The organism is Reyranella sp. (genome assembly GCF_965279465.1).
Taxonomy (GTDB): Bacteria; Pseudomonadota; Alphaproteobacteria; order Reyranellales; family Reyranellaceae; genus Reyranella.
The window spans coordinates 3,314,970-3,337,927 of sequence record NZ_OZ257242.1; the positions used below are offsets into that span (position 1 = coordinate 3,314,970).

The following is a 22,958-nucleotide window of genomic DNA, read 5'->3' on the forward strand; positions in this document are numbered from 1 at the left end:
GGGCCGGCATGCTTCTCTCGCTTTCGATCCGCGACTTCGTGCTGATCGAGAAGCTCGACCTCACTTTTGCGCGCGGGCCTGATGGCGGCCTGGGCGCCCTCACCGGCGAGACCGGTGCGGGCAAATCCATCCTGATCGACGCGCTCGGCCTGGCGCTCGGCGCGCGGGCCGACACCACCGCGGTGAGGCGGGGTTCAAACCAGGCTTCGGTAGCAGCCAGCTTCGATCTGGCGAAGGACCATGCTGCCCACGCGATCCTCGCCGAGCAGGGCCTCGACGATGACGACGTCCTGACCTTGCGCCGCATGATCGGCGCCGACGGCCGTGGTCGCGCCTTCGTCAACGACCAGCCGGCTTCGGTCGCGCTCCTGCGGCGACTGGGCGATACGCTGGTCGAAATTCAGGGACAGATGGAGCAGCATGGCCTGCTCAACGTGGCCACGCACCGCGCCTCGCTCGATGCCTTCGCCGGATTGGAGAAGCAGGCCTCGTCGGTGCGCGCCGAATGGCAGGCCTGGCGCGAGGCCGAGCGGTTGCGCGCTGACGCTGAAGCGGTCGCGGCGGCCGCGCGGCGCGACGAAGATTTCCTGCGACACGCGGTGAAGGAGCTTGAGGCGCTGGCGCCGCAACCCGACGACGAGGAGAAACTGTCAGCGGAACGGCAGATGCTGCGCGCCGGCAGCGCGCTCGGCGAAGCGGTGACCCAGGCGCTCGGCGTGCTGGAGGAGGGGAGCGGAGCCGTCGCCGCCTTGCGCGCCGCGCATCGCCTGGTCGAACGTAGCGTCGACAAGGCGTCCGGCCGTCTCGATGCATCGTTTGCGGCGCTCGATCGGGCGCTCAGCGAGGCGACCGAAGCCCAGGCCCAGCTCGAGGCGGCACGCGATGCGCTGGAATTCGATCCGAGCCGGCTGGAGAAGATCGAGGAACGGCTGTTTGCCCTGCGTGGCTTGGCACGAAAGCACGGTGTCACGGTGCCGGACCTTGCGCCCCTGGCCGAGAAGATGGCGGCCCAGCTCGCGGCGCTGGATGACGGCGAAGCGGGCCTGAGAAAGTTGTCAGCCGCGGCGAAGACGGCGCGGGCGGCGTATGTCGCCGCAGCCGGGGCGCAGGCGGCGGCGCGGCGCAAGGGCGCCGCCCGGCTCGACAGGGCGGTGTCGGCCGAGCTCGGGCCGCTCAAGCTCGAGAAGGCCAGGTTCGTGACCGAGCTGGCGCCCCTGCCCGAGTTGGAGTGGTCAGAGGCCGGCACCGACCGCGTGCAGTTCACCGTGGCCACCAATCCCGGCGCGCCGCCCGCGCCGATCGCGAAGATCGCCTCGGGCGGTGAGCTGTCGCGCTTTCTGCTGGCGCTGAAAGTTTGCCTCGCCAAGGTGGGCGATGCCGCGACCATCGTGTTCGACGAAGTCGATTCCGGCATCGGCGGTGCCACGGCCGCAGCGGTGGGCGAGCGTCTGAAGCGGCTGGCCAAGGAGGTCCAGGTGCTGGTTGTCACCCATTCGCCACAGGTCGCGGCCATCGCCGACCGCCACTGGCTGATCCGCAAGACGACGACGCGTAACGCGGCGAGCACCGACGTCCTGTCGCTCGACGCCAACGGCCGCCGCGAGGAAATCGCCCGCATGCTGTCGGGCGCGGAAGTGACTGCCGAGGCACGCGCCGCCGCCGACCGGCTGCTGGCGACGGCAGAGTGAGCGCGACGTGGGATCCGAGCATAGATCCCTCGCTACGCTCGGGATGACACCCATACTGTTGCCCACACACCGTGTCATCCCGAGCGTAGCGAGGGACCTAGGAACGGCGGCGGATGCGTGCGTTCTATGTCTACATACTGACAAGTGTGAACCGGAAGGTCTTGTATGTCGGCGTCACCAACAATCTTGAAAACCGGGTGGCGGAGCACCGCAGTGGCACAGGAAGTGCCTTTACGCAGCGCTACCGTGTTCACACGCTCGTCCATGCCGAGGAGTATCGATACGTCGAGGACGCCATCGCCCGCGAGAAGGAAATCAAGGGATGGCGACGCTCAAAGAAGGATGCGTTGGTCGAAGCGACGAATCCAACTTTGGCTGACCTGTTCGAAACTACCACCGCTAGAGATCCCTCGCTTCGCTCGGGATGACACGGTGCGTCTGCAAAACGCCGAGTGTCATCCCGAGAGAATCGAGAGATCTATGCTTACGTCCTTTCGCACGGTATGACACCGCAGGCCGTTGCTCTAAACTGCCATGATGTCCAAAGCCGCCAAGGTCGTGGCCGCGCTCGCTGTGGCCGATCTCACCGAGCGCCAGGGGCGTTCCGAGCACAAGCGCCTGAGCGCGGAGATCCGCCACCACGACACGCTCTATCACGACAAGGATGCGCCCGAGATCTCCGATGCGGAATATGACAGGCTGCGCCAGCGGCTGAAGGCGATCGAGGAGAGGTTCCCGCAGCTCGTCGATCTGCTCAGCCCGACCCAGATGGTCGCGCCAATGCCGACCACGGCCTTCGCCAAGGTCCGCCACGCGCGGCCGATGCTGTCGCTCGACAATGCCTTCACCGACGAAGAGCTGCAGGGTTTCCTCGACCGGCTGCGCCGTGCGCTGGAGCGCGAGACCGACCTCAAGCCGGAGGACGAGATCGCGCTCGCCTGCGAGCCCAAGATCGACGGGCTGTCGATCAGCCTGCGCTACGAGGACGGCGAATTCACTGTCGGCGCGACACGGGGCGACGGCACGACCGGCGAGGACGTGACGGCCAACCTCAAGACCATCAAGGACATCCCGCACACGCTGAAGGGCAAGGCGCCGAAGGCCCTCGACGTTCGCGGCGAGGTCTATATGGAGCGTCACGCCTTCCAGGCGATGAACAAGCGCCAGGAGGAGGCGGGCGACAAGAGCTTCGCCAATCCGCGCAACGCCGCGGCCGGCTCGCTGCGCCAGCTCGACACCACGATCACCGCCAGCCGGCCTCTGCGCTTCTTCGCCTACGCCTGGGGTGAGGCCGAGCCGCGCAGCTGGAAGACCCACACCGAGTATCTCAAGCTGCTGCGCGGCTGGGGCTTCAGGGTCAATCCGCTGTCGCAGCTCTGCCGCACGCCCGAGGAAGTGCGCGCCTTCTACCGCCAGATGGCCGTCGAGCGGCCGTCGCTGCCCTACGATATCGACGGTGTCGTCTACAAGGTTGACCGCATCGACTGGCAGGAGCGGCTGGGCTTCGTGAGCCGGGCGCCGCGCTGGGCGATCGCGCACAAGTTTCCGGCCGAGCAAGCGCGCACGCGGCTGAACGGCATCCTGATCCAGGTCGGCCGCACCGGCGCGCTGACGCCGGTCGCCGACCTCGAGCCGGTCAATGTCGGCGGCGTCATGGTGGCGCGCGCGAGCTTGCACAACGCCGACGAGATCGAGCGGCTCGACGTCCGTGCGGGCGACATGGTGGTCGTGCAGCGCGCCGGCGACGTGATCCCGCAGATCCTGGGCTTCGTGCCCGAGGAGCGGCCGAAGAAGACCGAGAAGTTCCACTTCCCGACCCATTGCCCCTGTCCGCTCGCGACGCCGGTGAAGGCGGAAGAGGGGGGCGTGGTGCGTCGCTGCAGCGGCGGGCTCGAATGCCCGTTCCAGCAGGTCGAGCGGCTGCGCTACTTTGTGTCGCGCAACTGCTTCGATATCGACGGCCTGGGTGGCACGCACATCGAGAACTTCTTCAACGACGGCCTGCTCAAAATCCCGGGCGACATCTTCCGCTTGCCCGAGCGGGTCGACGAGATCAGGAAGCGCGAGGGCTGGGGCGATCTCTCGGTGCGCAACCTCGTGGCCGCGATCGAGGCGCGCAGGACGATCGCGCTCGACCGCTTCATCAATGCGCTCGGCATCCCGCTGATCGGCGAGGCGACGGCCAAGATCCTGGCGCAGGAATACGGCGATGTGGATACATGGCTTGCCGAGATGCTGGCAGCGGCGAAGGAGCGCAAGGCGAAGCCCGACAGCGTGAAGAAGGAGAAGGCCACGGCCGAGATCGGCCCGAGCTACGGCCGGCTGTGCAATGTCGAGCAGATCGGCGTCACGACCGCCGATGCGATGTGCGCCTTCTTCAGCGAAGGGCACAACGTCGAGATCATCGAGGATCTGCGCAAGCAGCTCACCGTCGAGGCCGTGACGCGCCGCGTGGTCGCCGACGATGCGCCGCTCAAGGGTAAGATCGTGGTCTTCACCGGCGAGCTCTCGACCATGACCCGCGACGCCGCCCAGGCGCGCGCCGAGGAGCTCGGCGCCAAGGTCACCGACTCGGTGTCGAAGAAGACGAGCCTCGTCGTGGTCGGCGAGAATGCCGGCTCCAAGGCCCGCAAGGCCGCCGAGCTTGGCGTGCAGACGCTGACGGAAGAAGAGTGGGTCAGGCTGTCAGGCTGAAAGCGCGCTGTCGGATCATTGCCGTAGCGCGAGCACCGACCAGTCGTCGGAAAGCGTGCGGAACAGGCATTCGGCGATCCAGTAGTTGCCGTACGGCATGACGTCTTCCTGAGGGAAGCGGCCCAGTCGCGGCTTGCCGGTCTCGACGTGGCGCATGCGGCCCCAGCTCCCGTGCAGCAGCACGCCGCCGGGCGTCAGGAAATTCGCCGCCAATGCAGCCAGCGTCTCCTGGGCGACGTGGCGATAGCGTTCGGCGCGGTCGGGAAGCCAGTGTGCCAGCCGCATGAGCTGGGCAGTGGCGATGGCCGCCGTGCACGAGCAGTAGGGCAGGCTGTCGCGATCCGGATCGTGAAAGTCATAGCGCGGCACCCATCCCGGCGGCACGTGCTCGACATACCAGTCGGCGGCGCGGCGGGCCGCATCGAGATAGGCCTGCTCGCCGCTGGCTTCGTAGCCGTGTGCGTAGCCGAGCATTGCCCATGCCTGCCCGCGTGCCCAGACGGTGTCGTTGCCGAAGCCCTGCAGGCTGAACAGGCGGGTGACGGCGCGCGTCCCGGGATCGAGGGCGGCGGCATGGCAGCTCGAGCCGTCGGTGCGGATCAGCCCGATCGCCAGCACCGTGTCGAGATGGCGATAGGCGAGCGTGCCGCGTGCGGGATCCTCCTGGGATGCCCACAGCATCGACGGCAGGTTGAGCCCGGTGTCGATCACGATGCGGTCGGCGCCCACGATCTGCAGGAAGGCGTTGGCTGTCGGATCGAAGATGTTCGCGAAGTTGTCGCCGCCGGCCAGAGCCCAGGCCTTCAGCTCTGCGAGGCCGGTGATGCGATGGCCGAGGACCAGCGCGTAGTACATGTCGATGCCGGTCGAGGAGAAGACCGTCGGATGTCGTGCGAGCACCGGGCCGATGCTCGTGCAGAGCTGCAAGGCTGCGTCGCGGTAGCGCGCTTCGCGGGTCAGCAGATGCAGCAGCCACAGCCGGCCGGCCAGGAAACCCACCCACTGGAAATCCGCCCAGCTGTTCCAGACATAGGTGTCTTCCCAGGTATAGCCGCCGGTCATGGCATTGAGGCGCGGCACGCGGCCGGGCATCATCTCCGCGCAGACGGCATCCGCGCCATTGCACAGCGCGCGGAGCATCCGGTCGAGCATCGGCTGGCGAGGCTCGTCCATTGCCGGCCGCTATGAGCCGACGACGTTGACGATCGCCTTGTCGAGAAGCGCCAAGCCCTCGTCGAGCTCCTCGTCCTTGACGATCAGCGGCGGAGCGATGCGCATCGTGCCGCCCGACGTCCCGGAACGCACGATGTTCGCTGCCAGGCCGACAGTCATGGCCTCCTCCGTGACGGCATTGGAAATCGCGGTCGCGTCGCGCGCGCCGGCGCTGGTGAATTCCAGCCCGCGCAGCAGGCCCCGGCCGCGGACATCGCCGATGCAGGCATGCCGCTGCTTCAACCTCAGCAGGCCTGCGCCCAGGCGCTCGCCCGCTTCGCGCGCGCGGTCGATCAGCTTGTCGCGCAGCACGATCTCCAGGACCTTCAGGCCGACCGCTGCAGGCAACGGGTCGTTCACGTGGGTCGTGTAGAAGAAGTACTTGCGCTCGTCGGCCAGCGCCGCCACGCGGTCGGTCGTCATCACCGCCGAAAGCGCCATGCCGGCGCCCAGCGTCTTGGAGAGCGTGAGGATGTCCGGCACGACGCCGTCGCGCTGGAAGGCGAACATGGTGCCGGTACGGCCGAGGCCCGTCTGCGCCTCGTCGAGGATCAGCAGCATGCCGCGCCGCTCGCAATGCTCCTTGAGCGCGGCAAGATAGCCCGGCGGCAGATCGATCACGCCGCCGCTGCTCAGGATCGGCTCGCCGATGAAGGCGGCCAGGTTGCCCGTGCATTGCGCGTCGACCTGCTCGAAGGCGTCGTCGAGCTCGCGCCGCCAGTCGACGCCCGGAAAGCGTGGCTTGTAGGCGTTGGGGGCGGGGATTGCGTAGTAGCCGGGCGCCAGCGGGCCGACCCCTGTGCGGCCGACCTTGAAGGTGGCTGCTGCCGAGCCGGCCGTGACCCCGTGATAGGACTTGGTGAAGGTCACGATCTCCCATTTGCCGGTGACCGTCTTGGCGAGCTTGATCGCGGCCTCGTTGGCCTCGCCGCCGGTCGAGAGGAACATCGTCTTGGAGAGTTCCGGCTGCTGGGCCGAGAGCCGTTCGGCCAGCGCCACGACCGGCTCCGAGACCATCGCCGAGAAGAGATGATCCAGCTTGCCCGAAGCATCGCGGACTGTGGCGTGGATCTCGGGGTGGGAATGGCCCAGGATCGAGCTCATCTGGCCCGACGTGAAGTCGAGCATCCTGTTGCCGAACGCATCGTAGAGCCAGCAGCCGCTCGCGCGCGCCGGCACGAAATCCGCGAATTCGCAGCCAAAGTGGAGGAGGTTCCTGTTCACGCGCGCGGCGAACGCGCTATCCATTCCTGACTGTCCCACACCGTATCTCCTCGAAATCCGTCACCGCAGCTTCCCGCGACGAGAAGAGTGGGTCGACCGCAAAGAATTCGTCGGACAAGTGAAAATTCTGCACCTATCGTAGAGGTCGCATGAAGCCGCAACGCCTGCCCCTGCGAGGTATCGCCGTCTTCGAGGCGGTGGCGCGGCATGGCAGCCTGAAGGCCGCCGCACGCGAGCTGAACCTGTCGCCGTCGGCGGTCAGCCACCAGATCCGGGCCCTTGAGGAGACGCTGGGCGTCGATCTGTTCAAGCGCGCGAACCGGGGCGTGCAGCTTTCGGCCGACGCCGCCCGGTATGCCGACGTGCTGCACGGCTTGTTCGAACGCCTGCGTCAAGCCACGGCATCGGTTGCCGCACCCGGCTGGAGCAGGACCTCCACGCGCGTCGTGCGCCTGATGACGCCGCCATCGCTCGCCACGCACTGGCTGATGCCGCGCCTGCCGGACTTCATCGCCTCTCATCCCGGAATAGATCTTCGCGTCTTCGCGGTTCGCAGTGCCGATGGCAATGCCGAGGACTTCGACATCACCATCGGCTACGGCGATGCCACCCGTTGGCAGGGTCGCGCGCAGCCATTGCTCGAGGAGACGATCGAGCCTTATTGCGCACCGTCTCAGTTGCGCCGCGCCAAGGCGCTCACCCCGCGGCAGCTCCTGTCGCGGCCGCTGATCCAGAGCCGCGAGAACGCGGTCTCCTGGGAGAGCTGGTTCAGCCGGCACAGCCTGTCCTTCGACGCCGCCCACAACAGTCCCTTGCAGCTCGATCCGAGCTACGTCGCGATCGAGGCTGCGGTCAAAGGCGTCGGCGTCATCCTCGAAAGCAGCCTGCTGACGCACGAGCATGTCGAGGCCGGCCGGCTGGTCACGCCGGTGCGCGAGTCGACGCCGCCTTCCACCGCCTACTGGCTGCTGCCGATCTCCAAGGCCGCGCGGCGCCCGGTCGCCGATGCCTATGCTTGGCTCATCGCCCGGGCGAACCTGTCGAGGCCGCTTCGTCCTGCAAAAGCCCGCCGATTTATCGGCAAGCGGCAGGGTGCTAGAGATTGACGGGTGCCTTTGAATCTTCCCGGTTGGAGTTCTATCGCAAATGGATTTGGCCCGTTTTCCGCGTCGTCGCTACACACATGCGCCCACGCCGATCGAGTTGCTGCCGCACTTCACCAAGGCGCTGGCGGCGAGCTGCCCGGGCGGCGTCGGTCCGGAGATCTGGATCAAGCGCGACGATCTGCTCGGCCTCTTTCCCGGCGGCAACAAGACCCGCAAGCTCGAGTTCCTCGCGGCCGACGCGCTGGCACAGGGCGCCGACACGCTGATCACTTGCGGCGCGCCGCAGTCCAATCATTGCCGCATCACGTTGTCAGCTGCAGTCAAGGAGGGGCTGAAGTGCCGCTTCGTGATCGAGGAGAGGGTGCCGAACAGCTACAGGAAGGAAGCTGGCGGCAACAACTTCATGTTTGAGCTGATGGGTGTCGAGGCCATCACCGTGGTGCCCGGCGGGTCGGACATGGGCGCTGCGATGTCGAAGGTCGCGCAGGAAGTCGCCTCGCTCGGCCGCAAGGGTTACATCATCCCGGGCGGCGGCTCGAACGCGATCGGCGGGCTGGGCTACGTCGCCTGCGTGCAGGAGATGCAGCAGCAGTGGCTCGACATGGGCCTGGCGCTCGATGCCGTCGTGGTCGGCTCGGGCAGCTCCGGAACCCATGGCGGCATGGCGGCGGGCTTCTTCGGCAACAACATCAAGATCCCGCTGGTCGGCATCGGCGTGAGTCGCGATCCGGCCGACCAGGAGCCGCTGGTCCACAAGGAGGCCCAGGCCGTGGCCGACCTGCTCGGCATCGGCAAGGTGCCGCGCGAGGCAGTGAAGAGCTTCGGCGGCTTCTGGCAGCCGAAATACTCCGTGCCAAACGCGAAGATGGTGGAAGCGGTCCAGATGCTGGCGCGCACCGAAGGCGTGCTGCTCGATCCGGTCTATACCGGGAAGATCATGGCCGGCCTCATCGGCCTCGCGCGCCAGGGATATTTCAAGCCCAACGCCAAGGTGCTGTTCATGCATACCGGCGGCCTGCCGTCGCTCGATGTCTATCAGGACGTCGTGCTCGGCCGGACCGTGGTGAACGATTAGTTGGCGCCCGCGCGAATTAGCCGCCTTCGTGTCATCCCGAGCGCAGCGAGGGATCTATGCGGACCGACATAGATCCTTCGCTGCGCTCGGGATGGCACTGTGCGAGCGGTCAGAGAGGGCGCGTTGCCTCGGTCAGCCACGCGCGGGTCGCCTCGTCGACTTGCGGCGCAACGACCTCGCGCACGCGGGTGTGGTAGGCGTTGAGCCACTTCTTTTCCGCCTCGGTCAGCAGGCTCACATCGACGGCGTTCAGGTCCAGCGGCGCCAGGGTGAGCGTCTCGAACTCGAAGTAGCGGCGGTCGGCGCCTTCGATGTTCGCCTCGCGCACTGCGACGAGGTTCTCGAGGCGGATGCCGTAGGAGCCGGTCTTGTAGTAGCCAGGCTCGTTGCTGACGATCATGCCGGGCTGCAGCGCCACGTTGTTGGCGACTTTCGAGATGCGGTGCGGTCCTTCGTGCACCGAGAGATAGGCGCCGACGCCGTGCCCAGTGCCGTGGTCGTAATCCAAGCCCACCTGCCACAGCGCGTAGCGCGCGAGCGCGTCGAGCTGCGAGCCCGTCGTGCCGGCGGGGAAGCGCGCGGTGGCGAGCGCGATATGGCCCTTCAGCACGCGGGTGAAGCGGTCCTTCATCTCCGGGGTTGGCGTGCCGATCGCGATCGTGCGGGTGATGTCGGTCGTGCCGTCGCGATACTGGCCGCCCGAATCGACGAGATAGAGCGAGCCGGGCTCGAGCGTACGCTCGGTCGCCTCCGACGCACGGTAATGCACGATCGCGCCGTTCGGGCCGGCGCCCGAGATGGTGTCGAACGACAGGTCGCGCAGCTTGCCGGTCTCCTGGCGCAGCGCCTGCAGCCGGTCGGAGACCTCGATCTCGCGCAAGGTGCCGCCCTTCGACTCTGCGGCGAGCCAGCCGAGGAACCGGCTGACCGCGGCGCCGTCGCGGCGGTGCGCGACGCGAATGCCTTCGAGCTCGACGGGATTCTTGCACGCTTTGGGCAGCGCCACCGGATCGACGTCGCGCACGATGGTCACCGCGGCGGCCTGCAGGCGCGTCGCTGCCCAGTACGGTGCCGTCGCGCTTTCGATCAGCGCGCGCTTGTTCGTCTTGCCCAGCATGTCGAATGCCGCGCCCAGTTCTTCGGGTGGCGCAAGCGTCACGGCGTTGCCGAGCCAAGCGACGGTCCGATCGGGGATCTTGCGACGGTCCATATAAAGGTCGACATGGCCGTCGGTGTGCAGCAGCGCGAAGCCGAGCGCAAAGGGCGTGCGGGGCACGTCGCCGCCGCGCACGTTGAGCAGCCAGGCGATCGAATCGGGCGCCGTCAGCAGCGCCACATCGGCGCCCCTCGCGGCGACGACGTCGGCGATGCGCCGGCGCCGTTGCTCGCTGGTCTCGCCGGCGAACTCGACGGGATGCGGCTGCACCGGCGCAAGCGGCGGGGCAGGGCGGTCGCGCCACACTGAATCGATGGGATTCTGCTCGACGGGAACGAAACTGCCGCCGGCCCGGGCCGCGGCGCGCGCAAAGCGCTCATGGCCGTCGACGGTCTGCAGCCAGGGGTCGAAGCCGAGCTTGCCGCCCTTCGGCAGGTTGGCAGCGATCCAGGCCTCGGGAGATTCCTCGGGAATTTGGTGGGGCACGAATGCCTCGGTGTCGACCTGCGCGCGTACGGCGAGCGTGTAGCGGCCGTCGACGAAGATCGCCGCGGTGTCGGCGAGCACGATGGCGAGGCCGGCCGAGCCGCTGAAGCCGGTCAACCATCCGAGCCGCTGCGAGCGGCGCGGCACATATTCGCCCTGATGCTCGTCGGCGCGCGGCACCACGAAGCCGTCGAGACCGCGACGTTTCAACTCACCCCTCAGGTCCGCGAGCCGGTGCGCCGGCGCCGGCGATTCCTCGAGCCCGTCATCGACCTTCGAAAGTTCTGCCCGCCAGGCGGTCAGGGCGGTGGTCAATTCGGCATCAGGTTGGGAATCAAACAGTTCGACCCACTCGGGACCGGCCAGGCTTTCAGGCGCGGCGACCACACCGCGCATAAGGGATTCGAGCGCTGCCGGGTCGGGCGACCGGCCGCGCCGGCGCAGGAGCTGGAGAACGTCGTCTGGAGGAGAGGTCATGGGTAATGCGACCGTACGCGCGTGGCCAACGACAGGCAATCCGGGCGAAAGTTGCCTTCTCGCAACAGCGAAATGCCAAATTGCTTTGCGTCATGCGATAAACGCATAGCAGACGGGCTGATGCCGCTATTATCAAGGTTTCTCAAGGCTCTATATTTGCTTTGTGCAGATGCAGCATGACTATTGCGTTGCACAAGAGAAGGAGCTTTCCATGATGACCCAGCCGATCCAGGTGTTCGAGAATCTGACCAGCGAAACTTCGCCGGCGGGGGGAAACGCACTCACCAAGATGGGATTTTCGTTTGAGGACCGCCGTTTGATCGAAAGAGAAGCGCGCTTTGCCCGCGCCGCCGCGGTGGCCGAAATCGTAACCGACGCACTCATGTGGGTGCGCCGGCAGACCAAGCGGCTCGTGGCCGCCGTCAAAGCCGACTTCAAGCTGCGGAGTGCGGAGGCCCAGCTTCTCCGCATGAGCGACCGGGAGCTGTCCGACCTCGGCCTGTGCCGGGCCGAGATCCACTTCGCGGTGCGTGAGACAACCGAGGGCGTCATGCCGCAGTTTGACGCGGTCGGCGACCATGTTACCCCGGCGAACCAGAACGTTCGCCGCGCGGCGTAAGTAGCGTATCCGACAGTAGCGTAGCGTAAGCGTAGAGTAGGATAAGCGTAGAGTAGAAAGGGCCGGCCAGTCGCCGGCCCTTTTTCTATGGCGCCTTGCGCAGAACCAGCGTGCGCCACCAGGCGCCGCCGGTTTCGAGGTCGACGCGTCGCTCGAAGACGAAGCCCCGATTTTCGTAGGCCGAGAGGACCATTGCGGCCTGCTCGATCAGCAGGCCGCTCAGCAGGACATGCCCGCCGGGACGAACCGCCGGGGCGAACGTTTCCGACAGCTCGATCAGCGGCCCGGCCAGAATGTTGGCGACGATCAGGTCGTATGGTGCGCCCTGCGCCAGCTCTGGCGCGCTCAGTCCGAGCGAGGTGACGAAGCGGCAGAGCGGCGCGACGCCGTTCAATTCGGCATTCTCGACCGCGACATCGACCGCCTGCTCATCGTTGTCGCCGCCGAGGATGGGCTGTTGCCACAACTTGGCCATGGCAATGGCGAGGATGCCGCTGCCGCAGCCGACATCGACCGCCTTGACGGCTTCGGCGGGATCGAGTGTCGCCAGCATTTCCAGGCAGCCTCGCGTGGTGGCGTGGGTGCCGGTGCCGAAGGCCATGCCCGCATCGATCTCGATCGGCAGCAATCCCGCCGGCATGCCGTCGCGGACGTGGCTCGGATGGACCCAGAACGGTCCGACCTGGAAGGGATGGAACGAGCGCTGGTTCTCGGCGACCCAGTCCTTTTCCGGAAGGTCTTCCCACATCCAGCTGCCGTCGATCTCCGGCCGGCCGCCCTCGCCGAAAATCTCGATCCGCCACGGTCCGTTGAGGGAGACTTCACGGCTGGTGACCACGAAGCCGTCCTCGGCAAGGTATTCGAGCGCCTGCTCCAAGTCGGCGCGTTCGGAGGCGGGCACGATCCGCCAGGCTGTCCAACCACTCATGCCGGCAAGTAGAGCATGCGCTCGCGCGGCAGCGCCACGCCGACCGTCTCGCCAATGGCGCGCAGCTCGGCGCCGGATTGGAATGGCGCCTCGACCAGGATCTCGCGGTCGCCGATCCGCACGCCGTAGCGCACCGTCGCGCCGAGGAACTCGCGATGGGTGACCGGCCCGCTCATCGCGGCGCCAGCCGCCGGCGACAGGCTCGCATGCTGCGGCCGGAAGACCAGCCGCTGGCCGGCCGGCACCGTCACGCCCGCGCCGCCGTCGAGGATGTTCGCCGAGCCGAGGAAGCTCGCGACGAACAGGTTGGCCGGGCGCTCGTAGAGCTCCATCGGCGTGCCGACCTGGCGGATGACGCCCGCCTCCATGACGGCGATGCGGTCGCAGATCGTGTTGGCCTCTTCCTGGTCGTGGGTCACGAAGATCGTGGTGAGGCCCAGCCGTTGCTGCAGCTCGCGCAGGTCGCGCCGCACGCTGACCCGCATCTTCGCATCGAGGTTCGACAGCGGCTCGTCGAGCAGCAGCACCTTGGGCTCGATGGCGATGGTACGGGCGAGCGCGACCCGCTGCTGCTGGCCGCCGGACAGCTGCGCCGGCCGGCGCTGGGCGTAGGCCGAGAGGCCGACCAGCTCGAGCGCCTGCGCGACCCTGGCAGCGATCTCGGCCTTCGGTCGGCGGCGCTCCTCCAGGCCGAAGGCGACGTTCTGCGCCACCGTCATGTGCGGCCACAGCGCATAGCTCTGGAACACCATGCCGACATCGCGCTTCCACGGCGGCAGGGCGGCGACGTCGTGGCCGTCGAGCAGCACCTGGCCGGTCTGCGCCTGCGCGAAGCCGGCGATCAGGCGCAGGAGCGTGGTCTTGCCGCAGCCGGAAGGACCGAGAAAAGCGAACAACTCGCCGGGTCGAATCGAGAGATCGATGTCCTTCAACACGTGGGTCGGTCCGTAGGACAGGTTCACGCCCTTGATGTCGATGGCGACTGCGCTCATAGATCCAGGCCCTTGGCGCGTTGCGAACGGTCGGCGGCGAGTTGCGACAGGCCCATGCAGACGGCGACGATGATCACGGCGATGACGCCCAGCGCGGCACCGGCGCCGCGGCCGGCGGGAGTCTGCATCAGCACGTAGAGGCCGTAAGACAACGGCGCGTCGGAGTTGCTCTGCACGAGCATCAGTACCGCCGAAAGCTCGACCGCGGCGGTTGCGAAGCTGGTGACGAAGCCCGCCAGCAGGCCACCGGTCATCAGCGGGATCACGATGCGTCGCACCGTGCGAAATGGGGTGGCGCCGAGGTTTTCGGCGGCTTCTTCCAGAGACACGGAGATTTGCTGCAGGGCGGCATAGGCGGCGCGCAGCGCGTACGGCAGGCGGCGGATGGCAATCGCCAGCACGATCATGATCCACAGCGCAGCGAGCGGCGTGCCGTCGGGCAGCTCCACGCCATAGAAGGCGCGCAGATAGCCGATGCCCAGAACGACGCCAGGCACGGCCAGTGCGGCACCTGCGCCCCAGTCGAGCATGCTGCGGCCCGGCAGGTGCGTGCGCAGCACGAGGTAGGCGATGGCGCCGCCCAGAGCGACGTCGATCGCGGCGGCGAGGCCGGAATAGAGCAGCGTGTTGGTGATGTAGACCGAACTGTCGCCCAGCACGCGGGCATAATGGGCGAGCGTGTAGCCGTCGGGCAGGGGGCTGAACGACCACACCGTCGCAAACGAGAGCAGCAGCAGGCCGACATGGGGGGCGAGGACGAGGGCCAGGATCAGCAGCACCAGCGCATAGGCCAGGATCGACTGCCGGCCGGTCAGGGGGCGCCTCGCCAGTCCGCCGCCGCCGCGTTGCGTCGTGGCGTAGTCCTTGCCCTTCAGCACCTGCGCCGAGCCCCACATGGTTACGACGGCGATCGCGATCAGAACGACGGAGATGACGTAGCCCATCGGATCGTCGATGCCGATCGAGGTGATGCGGAGATAAGCCTGCGGCGCCAGCATTTCCTTGACGTTGAGCAGCAGTGGGCTCGCCACGTCGTCGAACACCTTGACGAACACGAGGCTCGCGCCGGCGACGTAGCCCGGCAGGGCAAGCGGGAAGGCGATGCGGCGGAACAGGCGCAGGCCGTGCGAGCCGAGGTTCTGCGCCGCCTCTTCCATCGACCGGTCGATGTTGCGCAGCGCGGCGGAAAGATTGATCAGGATGAACGGGAAATAGTGGATCGCCTGCAGGAAAATGACGCCATTCAGCCCTTCCATGAAGCCGATCTTGAAATCGAAATACTCGTCGAGCAGCAGGTTCACGGTGCCGTTGCGGCCGAACAGGAGCTGCATCGCCACCGCGCCGACGAAGGGTGGCATGATCAGCGGCAGGAATCCCAGCGTCTGGACCAGTCCGGCGCCGCGGAACTCGAACCGAGTCGTGAGATAGGCGAGCGGCAGCGCGAAGGCGGACGACCACAGCACGGTCATCGCCGAAACGTAGATCGAGTTCCAGAACGAGCGCACGAACAGGTCGGTGCGCGCGAAGTCGAGGAAGTTGACCAGGGTGAAGCCGCCGCTGCCCTTCTCGGTGAAGGCGACGTAGATCACGGTGGCGACGGGTACGACTAGGAAGGCGACGATGAACAGCCCGATCGCCAGCGCCAGCAGCGCGGCGCCGGTGGAGCGATGGGCGGGCACGGTCGTTAAAGCAATCGGAAGCGTCATGCTCTTCCGGACCGCGAGCCTCCGGCTCGCTCATGAGTCCGAGCGAGCCGGAGGCTCGCGGTCCGGAAGAGCATGACGCTCGTGCCCAACAGCTCTCGGTCTGTCGAGCCCTCCCGTGTCATCCTGAGCGAAGCGAAGGATCTAGCGTCCATTCAACAGGCGTTCTTTGTAGGAAGCGGGATGTCCTTCGCAGCGCTCAGGACGACAGCAAGCGTTCAAGCGGAGCTACCGCACGAGCTTCAGCCCTTCATCCGCCTTGGCCTTGGCGGCGGTGTACTTCTCCTTGGCGAAGGCGGCCCACTGCTGCTCCAGCTCGGCTTGGCGCGCGGTCTTTTGCTTGCCGCCGGTGAAGGCCTGGCGGATTTCGGGCGAGGCCGCTTCGGCGTCGGTGATCGGCATCGCCGCGATCAGGTCGCGCGCTTCCGTCGCGAGGGCGCGAGCCTGGGCGTTGTCCTTCTTCGCCAGCGCCGCGTCGAGCTCGTGCAGCGACTTGGTCGCGGCCTTAAGCGGCTCGAGCTGGAAGGTGACGAGCTGGTCGAACAATACGTCGACGGCTTGGTTGCGCTTCTCGGACAGCTCCGCATCGAAAGTCAGCAGACCCTGCAGATTCTTGTCCTTGAAAGGATTGGGATAGTCGGCGGGTGCCTTCGCATAGGTTTCCGGCCGCACCGGCAGGCGGCGGATGGTGGGCTCCAGCAGCGCCTCCTGGCCAGCCGGCGAGAGCAGAAACTCGATGAAGGCCTCGGCGCCCGCCTTGTTGGGCGCATTGGCGATGACGCCGATATTGGCCGGCACCAGCGTCGTCACCGACGGATAGACGAACTTCACCGGGAAGCCCGCGCCCTGCGAGGAGAAGGCGAAGAAGTCGATCACGATGCCGTAGCCGACCTGGCCCGAGTTCACGTTCTCCGGCACGCCGAACGAGCGGTCGGTGACCTGGCGCAGGTTGCCGGCGATCTCCTTGGTCGTGCGCCAGCCCTTGGCCCAGCCCTCGCCCTGCAGGATCGTCTCGATCGTGAGATGCGTCGTGCCCGAGCGCGACGGGGCCGAAATCGAGACGTGGTCGAAGTATGGCGCCTGCGTGAGGTCCTGCCATTCCTTCGGCGTCGGCAGCTTGTTGGCCTTCACATAGCGTTCGTTCCACATGATGCCGTAGCCGGACGCGGCGAAGCCGACATAGAAGCCGTCCTTGTCGTTGACCGGATAGGATCCGACCTTCTCGGCAATGCCCGTCGCCCTCGGCTTGTAGGGCGCCAGCAGCTTCTTGGCCTTCAGCACCTCGAAGGCGTCGGGCGCGGAGGCCCAGAACAGGTCGACCTGGTTGTTGGCCTTGGTCTCCTCGATGAACTTCACGCCGGCGTTGGTGTTGCGGTTCTGCACTTCCAGCGTCGCGCCGGGCGTCGCCTTCTCGAACGCCTTCTTGAAGGGATCGGTCACGTCCTTCGAGAACGAGGTGACCACGGTGACCTTGCCGCCTTGCGCGAAGGCCGCGCCACCCGCGAGGACGAAAGCGGCCGCAAGGGCGATCGAACGGAACATTGCCTACTACTCCCCCAAATGCCGACCTTCAGGCCGCTTCGACAAAACTGTCGAGAACCTTCTTCGGGCCGGCTTTCTCGAAGTCGATGTCGAGCTTGTTGCCGTCGACGGCAACAATGCGGCCGTAGCCGAACTTCTGGTGGAAGACACGCTGGCCGATGCCAAGATCGGGCTTGTCGCCTTCCACGGCGCGGCGGTCGTCGAACGTCTCGTCGCGCCAGCGTGTGCGGGCGCGTCCCATGCCCGTGACGCCGAGGCTCTCATAATCGAAGCCGCTTGCCTGGTCGCGCAGCCCGCCGTGATGGCCGGCGGAATAGGTCGCATAGAGGCCGGCATCGCTGCTCTCGGCGAGCTGCGCCGTCGGCAGCTCCTTGAGGAAGCGCGACGGAATGGCGGCCTGCCACTGGTTGAAGACGCGCCGGTTGGCGGCGAAGGAGACATAGGCCCGCTTGCGCGCGCGTGTCAGCCCGACGTAGGCCAGCCGCCGCTCTTCCTCGAGGCCGGCCGCGCCTTTTTCGTCGAGCGCGCGCTGGTTGGGAAAGAGGCCTTCCTCCCAGCCCGGCAGGAACACCGTGTCGAACTCCAGCCCCTTGGCGGCATGCAGGGTCATGACGCTGACCATGTCGCTGCCCGCCTTCTCGGCAGTGTCGGTCAGCAGCGCGACATGCTCGAGGAATGCGGGCAGTGACTCGAATTCTTGCAGCGCGTTGGTCAGCTCCTTGAGGTTCTCCAGCCGGCCCTCGGCCTCGGGCGAGCGGTCCGCCCGCAGCATGTCGGTGTAGCCCGACTCGTCGAGCAGCGTCTCGACCACTTCGGCGTGGCTGATCCCGTCGAGCATGGCGCGCCACCGGTCGAAGCTGGCGATCAGGTCGCCCAGCGACTTGCGCTGCCGGCCCTTCAGCTCGTCGGTCTCGAGTGCGCGGCGCGTCGCCTCGAACAGCGAGACCTTGCTCGCGCGCTGGATGACCCTGAGCGTGCGCAGGGCCGACTCGCCCAGCCCGCGACGCGGCGTGTTGTAGATGCGCTCGAAGGCGAGATCGTCGTCCGGCTGCACGGTGACGCGGCAATAGGCCAGCGCGTCGCGGATCTCCGCCCGCTCGTAGAAGCGCGGGCCGCCGATCACGCGATAGGGCAGGCCCATCGTGATGAATCGCTCCTCGAATTCGCGGGTCTGGAAGCCGGCGCGCACCAGGATGGCGATCTGGCTGAGGGCATGCTTGTCGCGCTGCAGCGCCTCGATCTCCTCACCGATGGTGCGGGCTTCCTCGTCGCCGTCCCACACGCCGCGCAGTGAGATGCGCTCGCCTTCCTTCAATTCAGTCCACAGGGTCTTCCCCAACCGTCCCTCGTTGTGGGCGATCAGGTGCGAGGCGGCGGCGAGGATGTGCGGCGTCGAGCGGTAGTTCCGCTCCAGCCGCACGATGGTGGCGCCCGGGAAGTCTTTCTCGAAGCGCAGGATGTTGCCGACCTCCGCGCCGCGCCAGCCGTAGATCGACTGGTCGTCGTCTCCGACGCAGCAGACGTTCGGCGTGCCCTGCGCGAGCAGCCTCAGCCAGAGATACTGCGCCACGTTGGTGTCCTGGTACTCGTCGACAAGGATGTGGCGGAAGCGGCGATGATAGTCCGCCAGGATGTCGGGGTGCTGCTGCCAGAGGCTCACGCAGTGCATGATGAGATCGCCGAAATCGACGGCGTTCACCTCGGCCAGCCGCGCTTGGTACTGCCTATAGATCTCTCCCGCCTTGCCGTTGGCGAACTCGCCGGCATCGTCGCCCGATATCTTGTCGGGCGTGAGCGCGCGGTCCTTCCAGCGCTGGATGACGCCGGAAAGCACGCGGGCCGGCCACTTCTTGTCGTCGATGCCCTCGGCCTGCAGGAGCTGCTTGATCAGCCGCGTCTGGTCGTCGGTGTCGAGGATCGTGAAGTTGCTCTTGAGCCCGACCAACTCGGCGTGCCGGCGCAGCACGCGCACGCCGATCGAGTGGAAGGTGCCGAGCCACATGCCGTCGGCCGCGCCGCCGATCAGGCTGGCGACGCGTTCGAGCATCTCGCGGGCCGCCTTGTTCGTGAAGGTGACGGCAAGGATCTGCGACGGCCGGGCGCGGCCTGTGATCAACTGGTGGGCGATACGGGTGGTGAGCACGCGCGTCTTGCCGGTGCCGGCGCCGGCCAGTACGAGCAGCGGTCCGCCCTCATGGGTGACGGCGAGGCGCTGCTCCGCATTCAAGCCCTCGAGATGGGTTGACGGCGCGAGGACGCGCCGCCCGGTCGTTTCGGGAACGGGCTGGGGGTCGTCGGTGATTTCGAACGGATCGGCGGAAGGCGCCATGCACAACATATAGCAATCGTTGGCCCAAGCGCCTATCTTTGTAGAAGGACGCGGAGGATTTCGCATGGCCCAAGGTTTGAACGGTTCCGCGAATGGGTCGAGCCACTGGCACGGCAGTGAGCGCGGCGTCGAGGCGCGGAAGCCTGGCGACGAGAGCAATTTGCCGCCCAAAGTCGTCGACGCGCTGCCCGCGGTGGTCGGCGTGCATACGACCATCCCGGAAAACCGCCGCTCGGCCCAGACCCTGGGCTCGGAGCGCGAGGGCCATGGCATCGTCATCGACGACGACGGGCTGGTCGTCACCATCGGCTACCTGATCATGGAAGCCGACACCATCACCGTGACCGACAGCGAAGGCCGCGCATTCCCGGCCTCAATCGTCGGTTACGACTACGAAAGCGGCTTTGGCCTGATCCGCACGGACGTGCCGCCGCCGATCAAGCCGATGCTGTTCGGCGATTCCGACGAGCTAACGTTGCGCAGCGAGGCCTATGTCGCGGGCGTCGGCGGCGAGAAGGCGACGCTCAAGGTCAAGGTTGCCGGCCGGCGGGAATTCGCAGGCTACTGGGAATACCTGCTCGACAACGCGATCTTCACCGTGCCGGCCTATCCGCTATGGGGCGGCTCGGCGCTCGTCGGCATGGACGGTACCCTGCTGGGGGTTGGCTCGCTCCTCGTGCAGGAAGCGCTCGGCCCCGGCGCGGCAGCGTTTCCGGGCAACATGTACGTACCGATCAACCGCTTGAAGCCGGTGTTCGATGAGTTGGTCGAGACAGGCAGGCTGTCGACGCCGCCGCGGCCGTGGCTCGGCCTCTACACGGTCGAGCACATGGGCCAGCTCTTCGTCGGGGGCATCTCCGAGGGTGGACCGGCCGATCGCGCGGGCCTCAAGCGCGGCGACATCCTGCAGGCATTGAACGGAGACGTGCTGGACGACGTCGGGGACTTCTACAAACGGCTGTGGGCGAGCGGACCGGCCGGCTCGGTGGTGACCTTGCGCATGGAGCGCGACAGCGACGCCTTCGAGGTCACGGTGCGCACCGGCGACCGCGCCAAGTACCACAAGTACAGCAACGACTGACTGTATAAAAAGGCAAACAGGGGAAAACGACCGATGGCACGAGCCTTCGCCTCGCAGGCGGACATGGCGGAGAAGAAGATTACCTTCAGCCGTCTGTCCGAGCATGCCTATGCCTTCACCGCCGAGGGCGATCCGAACACCGGTATCGTGGTCGGAGACGATTCGGTGATGGTGATCGATGCCCAGGCGACGCCGAAGATGGCGCAGACCGTGATCCAGCACATCCGCACCGTGACCGACAAGCCGATCAGGTACGTGGTGCTGTCGCATTATCACGCCGTGCGCGTTCTGGGCGCTTCGGGCTACGGCGCCGAGCACATCATTTGCAGCGAGGCGACGCGCGACATGATCGTCGAGCGCGGCCAGCAGGACTACAAGTCGGAGCTGCAGCGGTTCCCGCGCCTGTTCCAGGCAGCGGAGACGATTCCCGGCCTCACCTGGCCGACCATCACCTTCGGCGACCGCATGACGCTGTGGCTGGGCAAGCTGCAGGTCGACATCATCCATGCCGGACGCGGCCATACCAAGGGCGACACGATCGTGTGGCTGCCCGAGGAGCGCACCTTGTTCAGCGGCGACCTCGTCGAGTACGGCGCCACGCCCTATTGCGGCGACGCGCACTACAAGGACTGGCCCGAGACTCTCCAGAAGCTCCGCGACCTCAGGGCCGAGGCGCTTGTGCCGGGCCGCGGCGATGCGTTGATGGGCGAGCATGCGGTGGAAGAAGGCATCGCGGGCACGCAGCAGTTCCTGGCCGAGCTTTACAAGGCGGTTTCGGCGAGCGTCGAGTCGGGCGACTCGCTGAAGCAGGCCTACGACAAGGCGATGGCCGCGCTACAGCCGCGCTACGGCAACTGGGCGATCTTCGAGCACTGCATGCCGTTCGACGTCAGCCGCGCCTACGACGAGGTCAAGGGCCTCGACCATCCGCGCATCTGGACGGCGGAGCGCGACATCGAGATGTGGTCGGCGCTGGAGAAGGCCGGCTGACAGCGAAGGTTGTGAAGATTGTCATCCCGAGCGAAGCGAGGGATCTTTGCTGTGGCTCCAAGGATCCCTCGCTGCGCTCGGGATGACATCTCGTGAGTTCCTACACCTATCGGCACTACCCCAACGTCCGCCCCGCCGAGCTTGATACGCCCGGCGCGCGCCGCCCGGTCGTCATCGTCGGTGCCGGCATCGCGGGGCCGACGCTCGCCTTGTCGCTCGCGACGCGCGGCGTGCCGGCGCTGATCCTCGACGACGATGACACCGTGAGCCTCGGCAGCCGCTCGATCTGCCAGGCCCAGCACAGTCTCGAGACCTGGGACCGATTCGGCATCGCTGCGCCCATGGTGGAGAAGGGCATCACCTGGGAGCAGGGTGAGGTCTATCTGCGCGACAGCGCGATTTACCGCTTCAACCTGCAGCCCGAGCCCGGCCACAAGTTCCCGGCCTTCGTGAACCTGCAGCAGTATTACGTCGAAGAGTATCTCTACGAACGCTGCCGGGCCGAGCCGCTGATCGAGATGCGTCACCGCAACAAAGTGGTCGGTGTTGCCCAGCTTGACGACGGCGTGACCCTCACGGTCGACACTCCCGATGGCACGTACGCGCTCGAAACCGACTGGCTGATCGCCTGCGACGGCGTGCGCAGCCCGGTTCGGCATATGCTCGGACTCCCTTATCCGGGCGAGGTCTTCCACGACCAGTTCCTGATCGCCGATATCCGGCTCACCGGCGACCTGCCGAAGGAGCGGCGCTTCTGGTTCTATCCGCCCTTCCACCCGACCAACTCGGTCCTGCTGCACCGCCAGGCCGACGACATCCTGCGGGTCGACTTCCAGCTCGGCCGCGACGCCGATCCGGACGAGGAGAAGAAGCCGGAGAATATCGACCGCCGCCTGCGCCAGATGTTCGGACCCGAGGCGCGGTGGGAGCACGAGTGGTCGAGTGTCTACACCTTCACCTGCCGCATGATGGAGCGCTTCGTGCACGGCCGGACGATCTTCGCCGGCGATGCCGCGCATGTCGTCTCGCCGTTCGGCGCCCGCGGCGGCAACGCGGCGGTGGCCGATGCGGACAATCTGGCATGGAAGCTGGCGAGGGTGGTGAAGCGCGAGTCGCCGCCCGGCCTGATCGACAGCTACTGCGAGGAGCGTCGCGCCGCATCGCGCGAGAACATCCGGCAGTCGACGCGCAGCACCGACTTCATCACGCCCAAGTTCGAGGCGTCACGCATCTTCCGGGATGCCACCCTGTCGCTGGCGCGCGACTTCCCGTTCGCGCGCGCCTTGATCAACAGTGGCCGGCTGTCGGTCCCGACGACGCACGCCGGATCGCCGCTCGATACGCCGGATGCAGATTCCGACTGGTCGGGCGGCCCGGCGCCGGGGCGGGCGATGATCGATGCGCCGCTGGGCACCGGCTGGCTCGTCGAGCGGGTCGGTCCGGACTTCACCTTGCTGAGCTTCGGGGGTGATGTCCCGGCCTCGGCGGGTGTGACGACGCTGCCGGCGGACTGCAGCGGGCTGTTGGCGATGCGCTACGATGCGCGGCCCGGCACGATCTATCTGATCCGCCCGGATCGCTACGTCGCGGCGCGCTGGCGGCGTCATGATCCCGACGCTGTGCAAGCGGCTTTCGCCCGCGCGACGGGCCGATAGG

At 66.9% G+C, this 22,958-nt stretch carries 17 protein-coding genes; 9 read left to right on the plus strand and 8 right to left on the minus strand.

Features of this window, described 5'->3' with window-relative positions; all coding sequences use genetic code 11:
- Positions 1-8 precede the first annotated feature (8 nt).
- The 3 genes from recN (at position 9) to ligA (ending at position 4,382) form a co-directional block, all read left to right on the plus strand.
- A complete protein-coding gene (recN, locus tag ACQY8M_RS16225; protein ID WP_428673985.1) occupies positions 9-1,688 on the plus strand; it encodes a DNA repair protein RecN in 1,680 nt (559 codons plus the stop codon).
- A gap of 113 nt (positions 1,689-1,801) precedes the next feature.
- Positions 1,802-2,116 carry a GIY-YIG nuclease family protein gene (locus ACQY8M_RS16230; protein ID WP_428673987.1) on the plus strand — a complete coding sequence of 105 codons (315 nt, stop codon included), beginning with the start codon at positions 1,802-1,804 and terminating at the stop codon, positions 2,114-2,116.
- 106 nt (positions 2,117-2,222) lie between these two features.
- Positions 2,223-4,382 carry an NAD-dependent DNA ligase LigA gene (gene ligA, locus ACQY8M_RS16235; protein ID WP_428673989.1) on the plus strand — a complete coding sequence of 720 codons (2,160 nt, stop codon included), beginning with the start codon at positions 2,223-2,225 and terminating at the stop codon, positions 4,380-4,382.
- A 15-nt stretch (positions 4,383-4,397) separates the two neighbouring features.
- Here ligA and ACQY8M_RS16240 read toward each other — a convergent pair whose 3' ends face one another.
- Both ACQY8M_RS16240 and ACQY8M_RS16245 read right to left on the minus strand, forming a co-directional pair.
- Positions 4,398-5,555 (minus strand): hypothetical protein, encoded by a 1,158-nt coding sequence (locus ACQY8M_RS16240; RefSeq protein ID WP_428673991.1) that lies wholly within the window; start codon positions 5,553-5,555, stop codon positions 4,398-4,400.
- A gap of 9 nt (positions 5,556-5,564) precedes the next feature.
- Positions 5,565-6,842: an aspartate aminotransferase family protein gene (locus ACQY8M_RS16245; protein ID WP_428673993.1), complete on the minus strand. Its 1,278-nt coding sequence runs from the start codon at positions 6,840-6,842 to the stop codon at positions 5,565-5,567.
- 125 nt (positions 6,843-6,967) lie between these two features.
- On the opposite strand from ACQY8M_RS16245, the gene ACQY8M_RS16250 reads away from it, so the two are divergent.
- The gene (locus ACQY8M_RS16250; RefSeq protein ID WP_428673995.1) at positions 6,968-7,924 is read left to right on the plus strand and encodes a LysR substrate-binding domain-containing protein; all 957 of its coding nucleotides are present in this window, start codon (positions 6,968-6,970) and stop codon (positions 7,922-7,924) included.
- Positions 7,925-7,964: 40 nt separating this feature from the next.
- Positions 7,965-8,999, plus strand: a complete 1,035-nt coding sequence (locus ACQY8M_RS16255; protein ID WP_428673997.1) for a D-cysteine desulfhydrase — start codon at positions 7,965-7,967, stop codon at positions 8,997-8,999.
- Between the two features lie 109 nt (positions 9,000-9,108).
- Here the strand turns inward: ACQY8M_RS16255 and ACQY8M_RS16260 are convergent, their stop codons facing one another.
- Positions 9,109-11,118: an aminopeptidase P family protein gene (locus ACQY8M_RS16260; protein ID WP_428673999.1), complete on the minus strand. Its 2,010-nt coding sequence runs from the start codon at positions 11,116-11,118 to the stop codon at positions 9,109-9,111.
- Between the two features lie 211 nt (positions 11,119-11,329).
- Between ACQY8M_RS16260 and ACQY8M_RS16265 the strand changes: the two genes are divergently transcribed.
- A complete protein-coding gene (locus tag ACQY8M_RS16265) occupies positions 11,330-11,737 on the plus strand; it encodes a DUF1127 domain-containing protein (protein WP_428674001.1) in 408 nt (135 codons plus the stop codon).
- A gap of 85 nt (positions 11,738-11,822) precedes the next feature.
- Here ACQY8M_RS16265 and ACQY8M_RS16270 read toward each other — a convergent pair whose 3' ends face one another.
- From ACQY8M_RS16270 to ACQY8M_RS16290, 5 genes are all read right to left on the minus strand, one after another.
- Positions 11,823-12,638, minus strand: a complete 816-nt coding sequence (locus ACQY8M_RS16270) for a 50S ribosomal protein L11 methyltransferase (RefSeq protein WP_428674003.1) — start codon at positions 12,636-12,638, stop codon at positions 11,823-11,825.
- 23 nt (positions 12,639-12,661) lie between these two features.
- On the minus strand, positions 12,662-13,657 hold the full coding sequence (locus ACQY8M_RS16275) for an ABC transporter ATP-binding protein (RefSeq protein WP_428674005.1): 996 nt from the start codon (positions 13,655-13,657) through the stop codon (positions 12,662-12,664).
- Entirely contained in the window at positions 13,654-15,363 is a 1,710-nt protein-coding gene (locus ACQY8M_RS16280; RefSeq protein ID WP_428674007.1) for an ABC transporter permease, read from the minus strand. Before ACQY8M_RS16280 ends, ACQY8M_RS16275 begins: the two co-directional genes overlap by 4 nt.
- 225 nt (positions 15,364-15,588) lie before the next feature.
- Entirely contained in the window at positions 15,589-16,902 is a 1,314-nt protein-coding gene (locus ACQY8M_RS16285) for an ABC transporter substrate-binding protein (RefSeq protein ID WP_428674009.1), read from the minus strand.
- Positions 16,903-16,930: 28 nt separating this feature from the next.
- On the minus strand, positions 16,931-19,231 hold the full coding sequence (locus tag ACQY8M_RS16290; RefSeq protein WP_428674011.1) for an ATP-dependent helicase: 2,301 nt from the start codon (positions 19,229-19,231) through the stop codon (positions 16,931-16,933).
- A 64-nt stretch (positions 19,232-19,295) separates the two neighbouring features.
- Between ACQY8M_RS16290 and ACQY8M_RS16295 the strand changes: the two genes are divergently transcribed.
- The 3 genes from ACQY8M_RS16295 to ACQY8M_RS16305 all read left to right on the plus strand — a co-directional run bounded on the left by ACQY8M_RS16295 (position 19,296) and on the right by ACQY8M_RS16305 (position 22,957).
- Positions 19,296-20,312, plus strand: a complete 1,017-nt coding sequence (locus tag ACQY8M_RS16295) for a S1C family serine protease (RefSeq protein ID WP_428674013.1) — start codon at positions 19,296-19,298, stop codon at positions 20,310-20,312.
- Positions 20,313-20,345: 33 nt separating this feature from the next.
- The gene (locus ACQY8M_RS16300) at positions 20,346-21,302 is read left to right on the plus strand and encodes an MBL fold metallo-hydrolase (RefSeq protein WP_428674015.1); all 957 of its coding nucleotides are present in this window, start codon (positions 20,346-20,348) and stop codon (positions 21,300-21,302) included.
- Between the two features lie 92 nt (positions 21,303-21,394).
- Positions 21,395-22,957 carry an FAD-dependent oxidoreductase gene (locus ACQY8M_RS16305; RefSeq protein ID WP_428674017.1) on the plus strand — a complete coding sequence of 521 codons (1,563 nt, stop codon included), beginning with the start codon at positions 21,395-21,397 and terminating at the stop codon, positions 22,955-22,957.
- Position 22,958 lies beyond the last annotated feature (1 nt).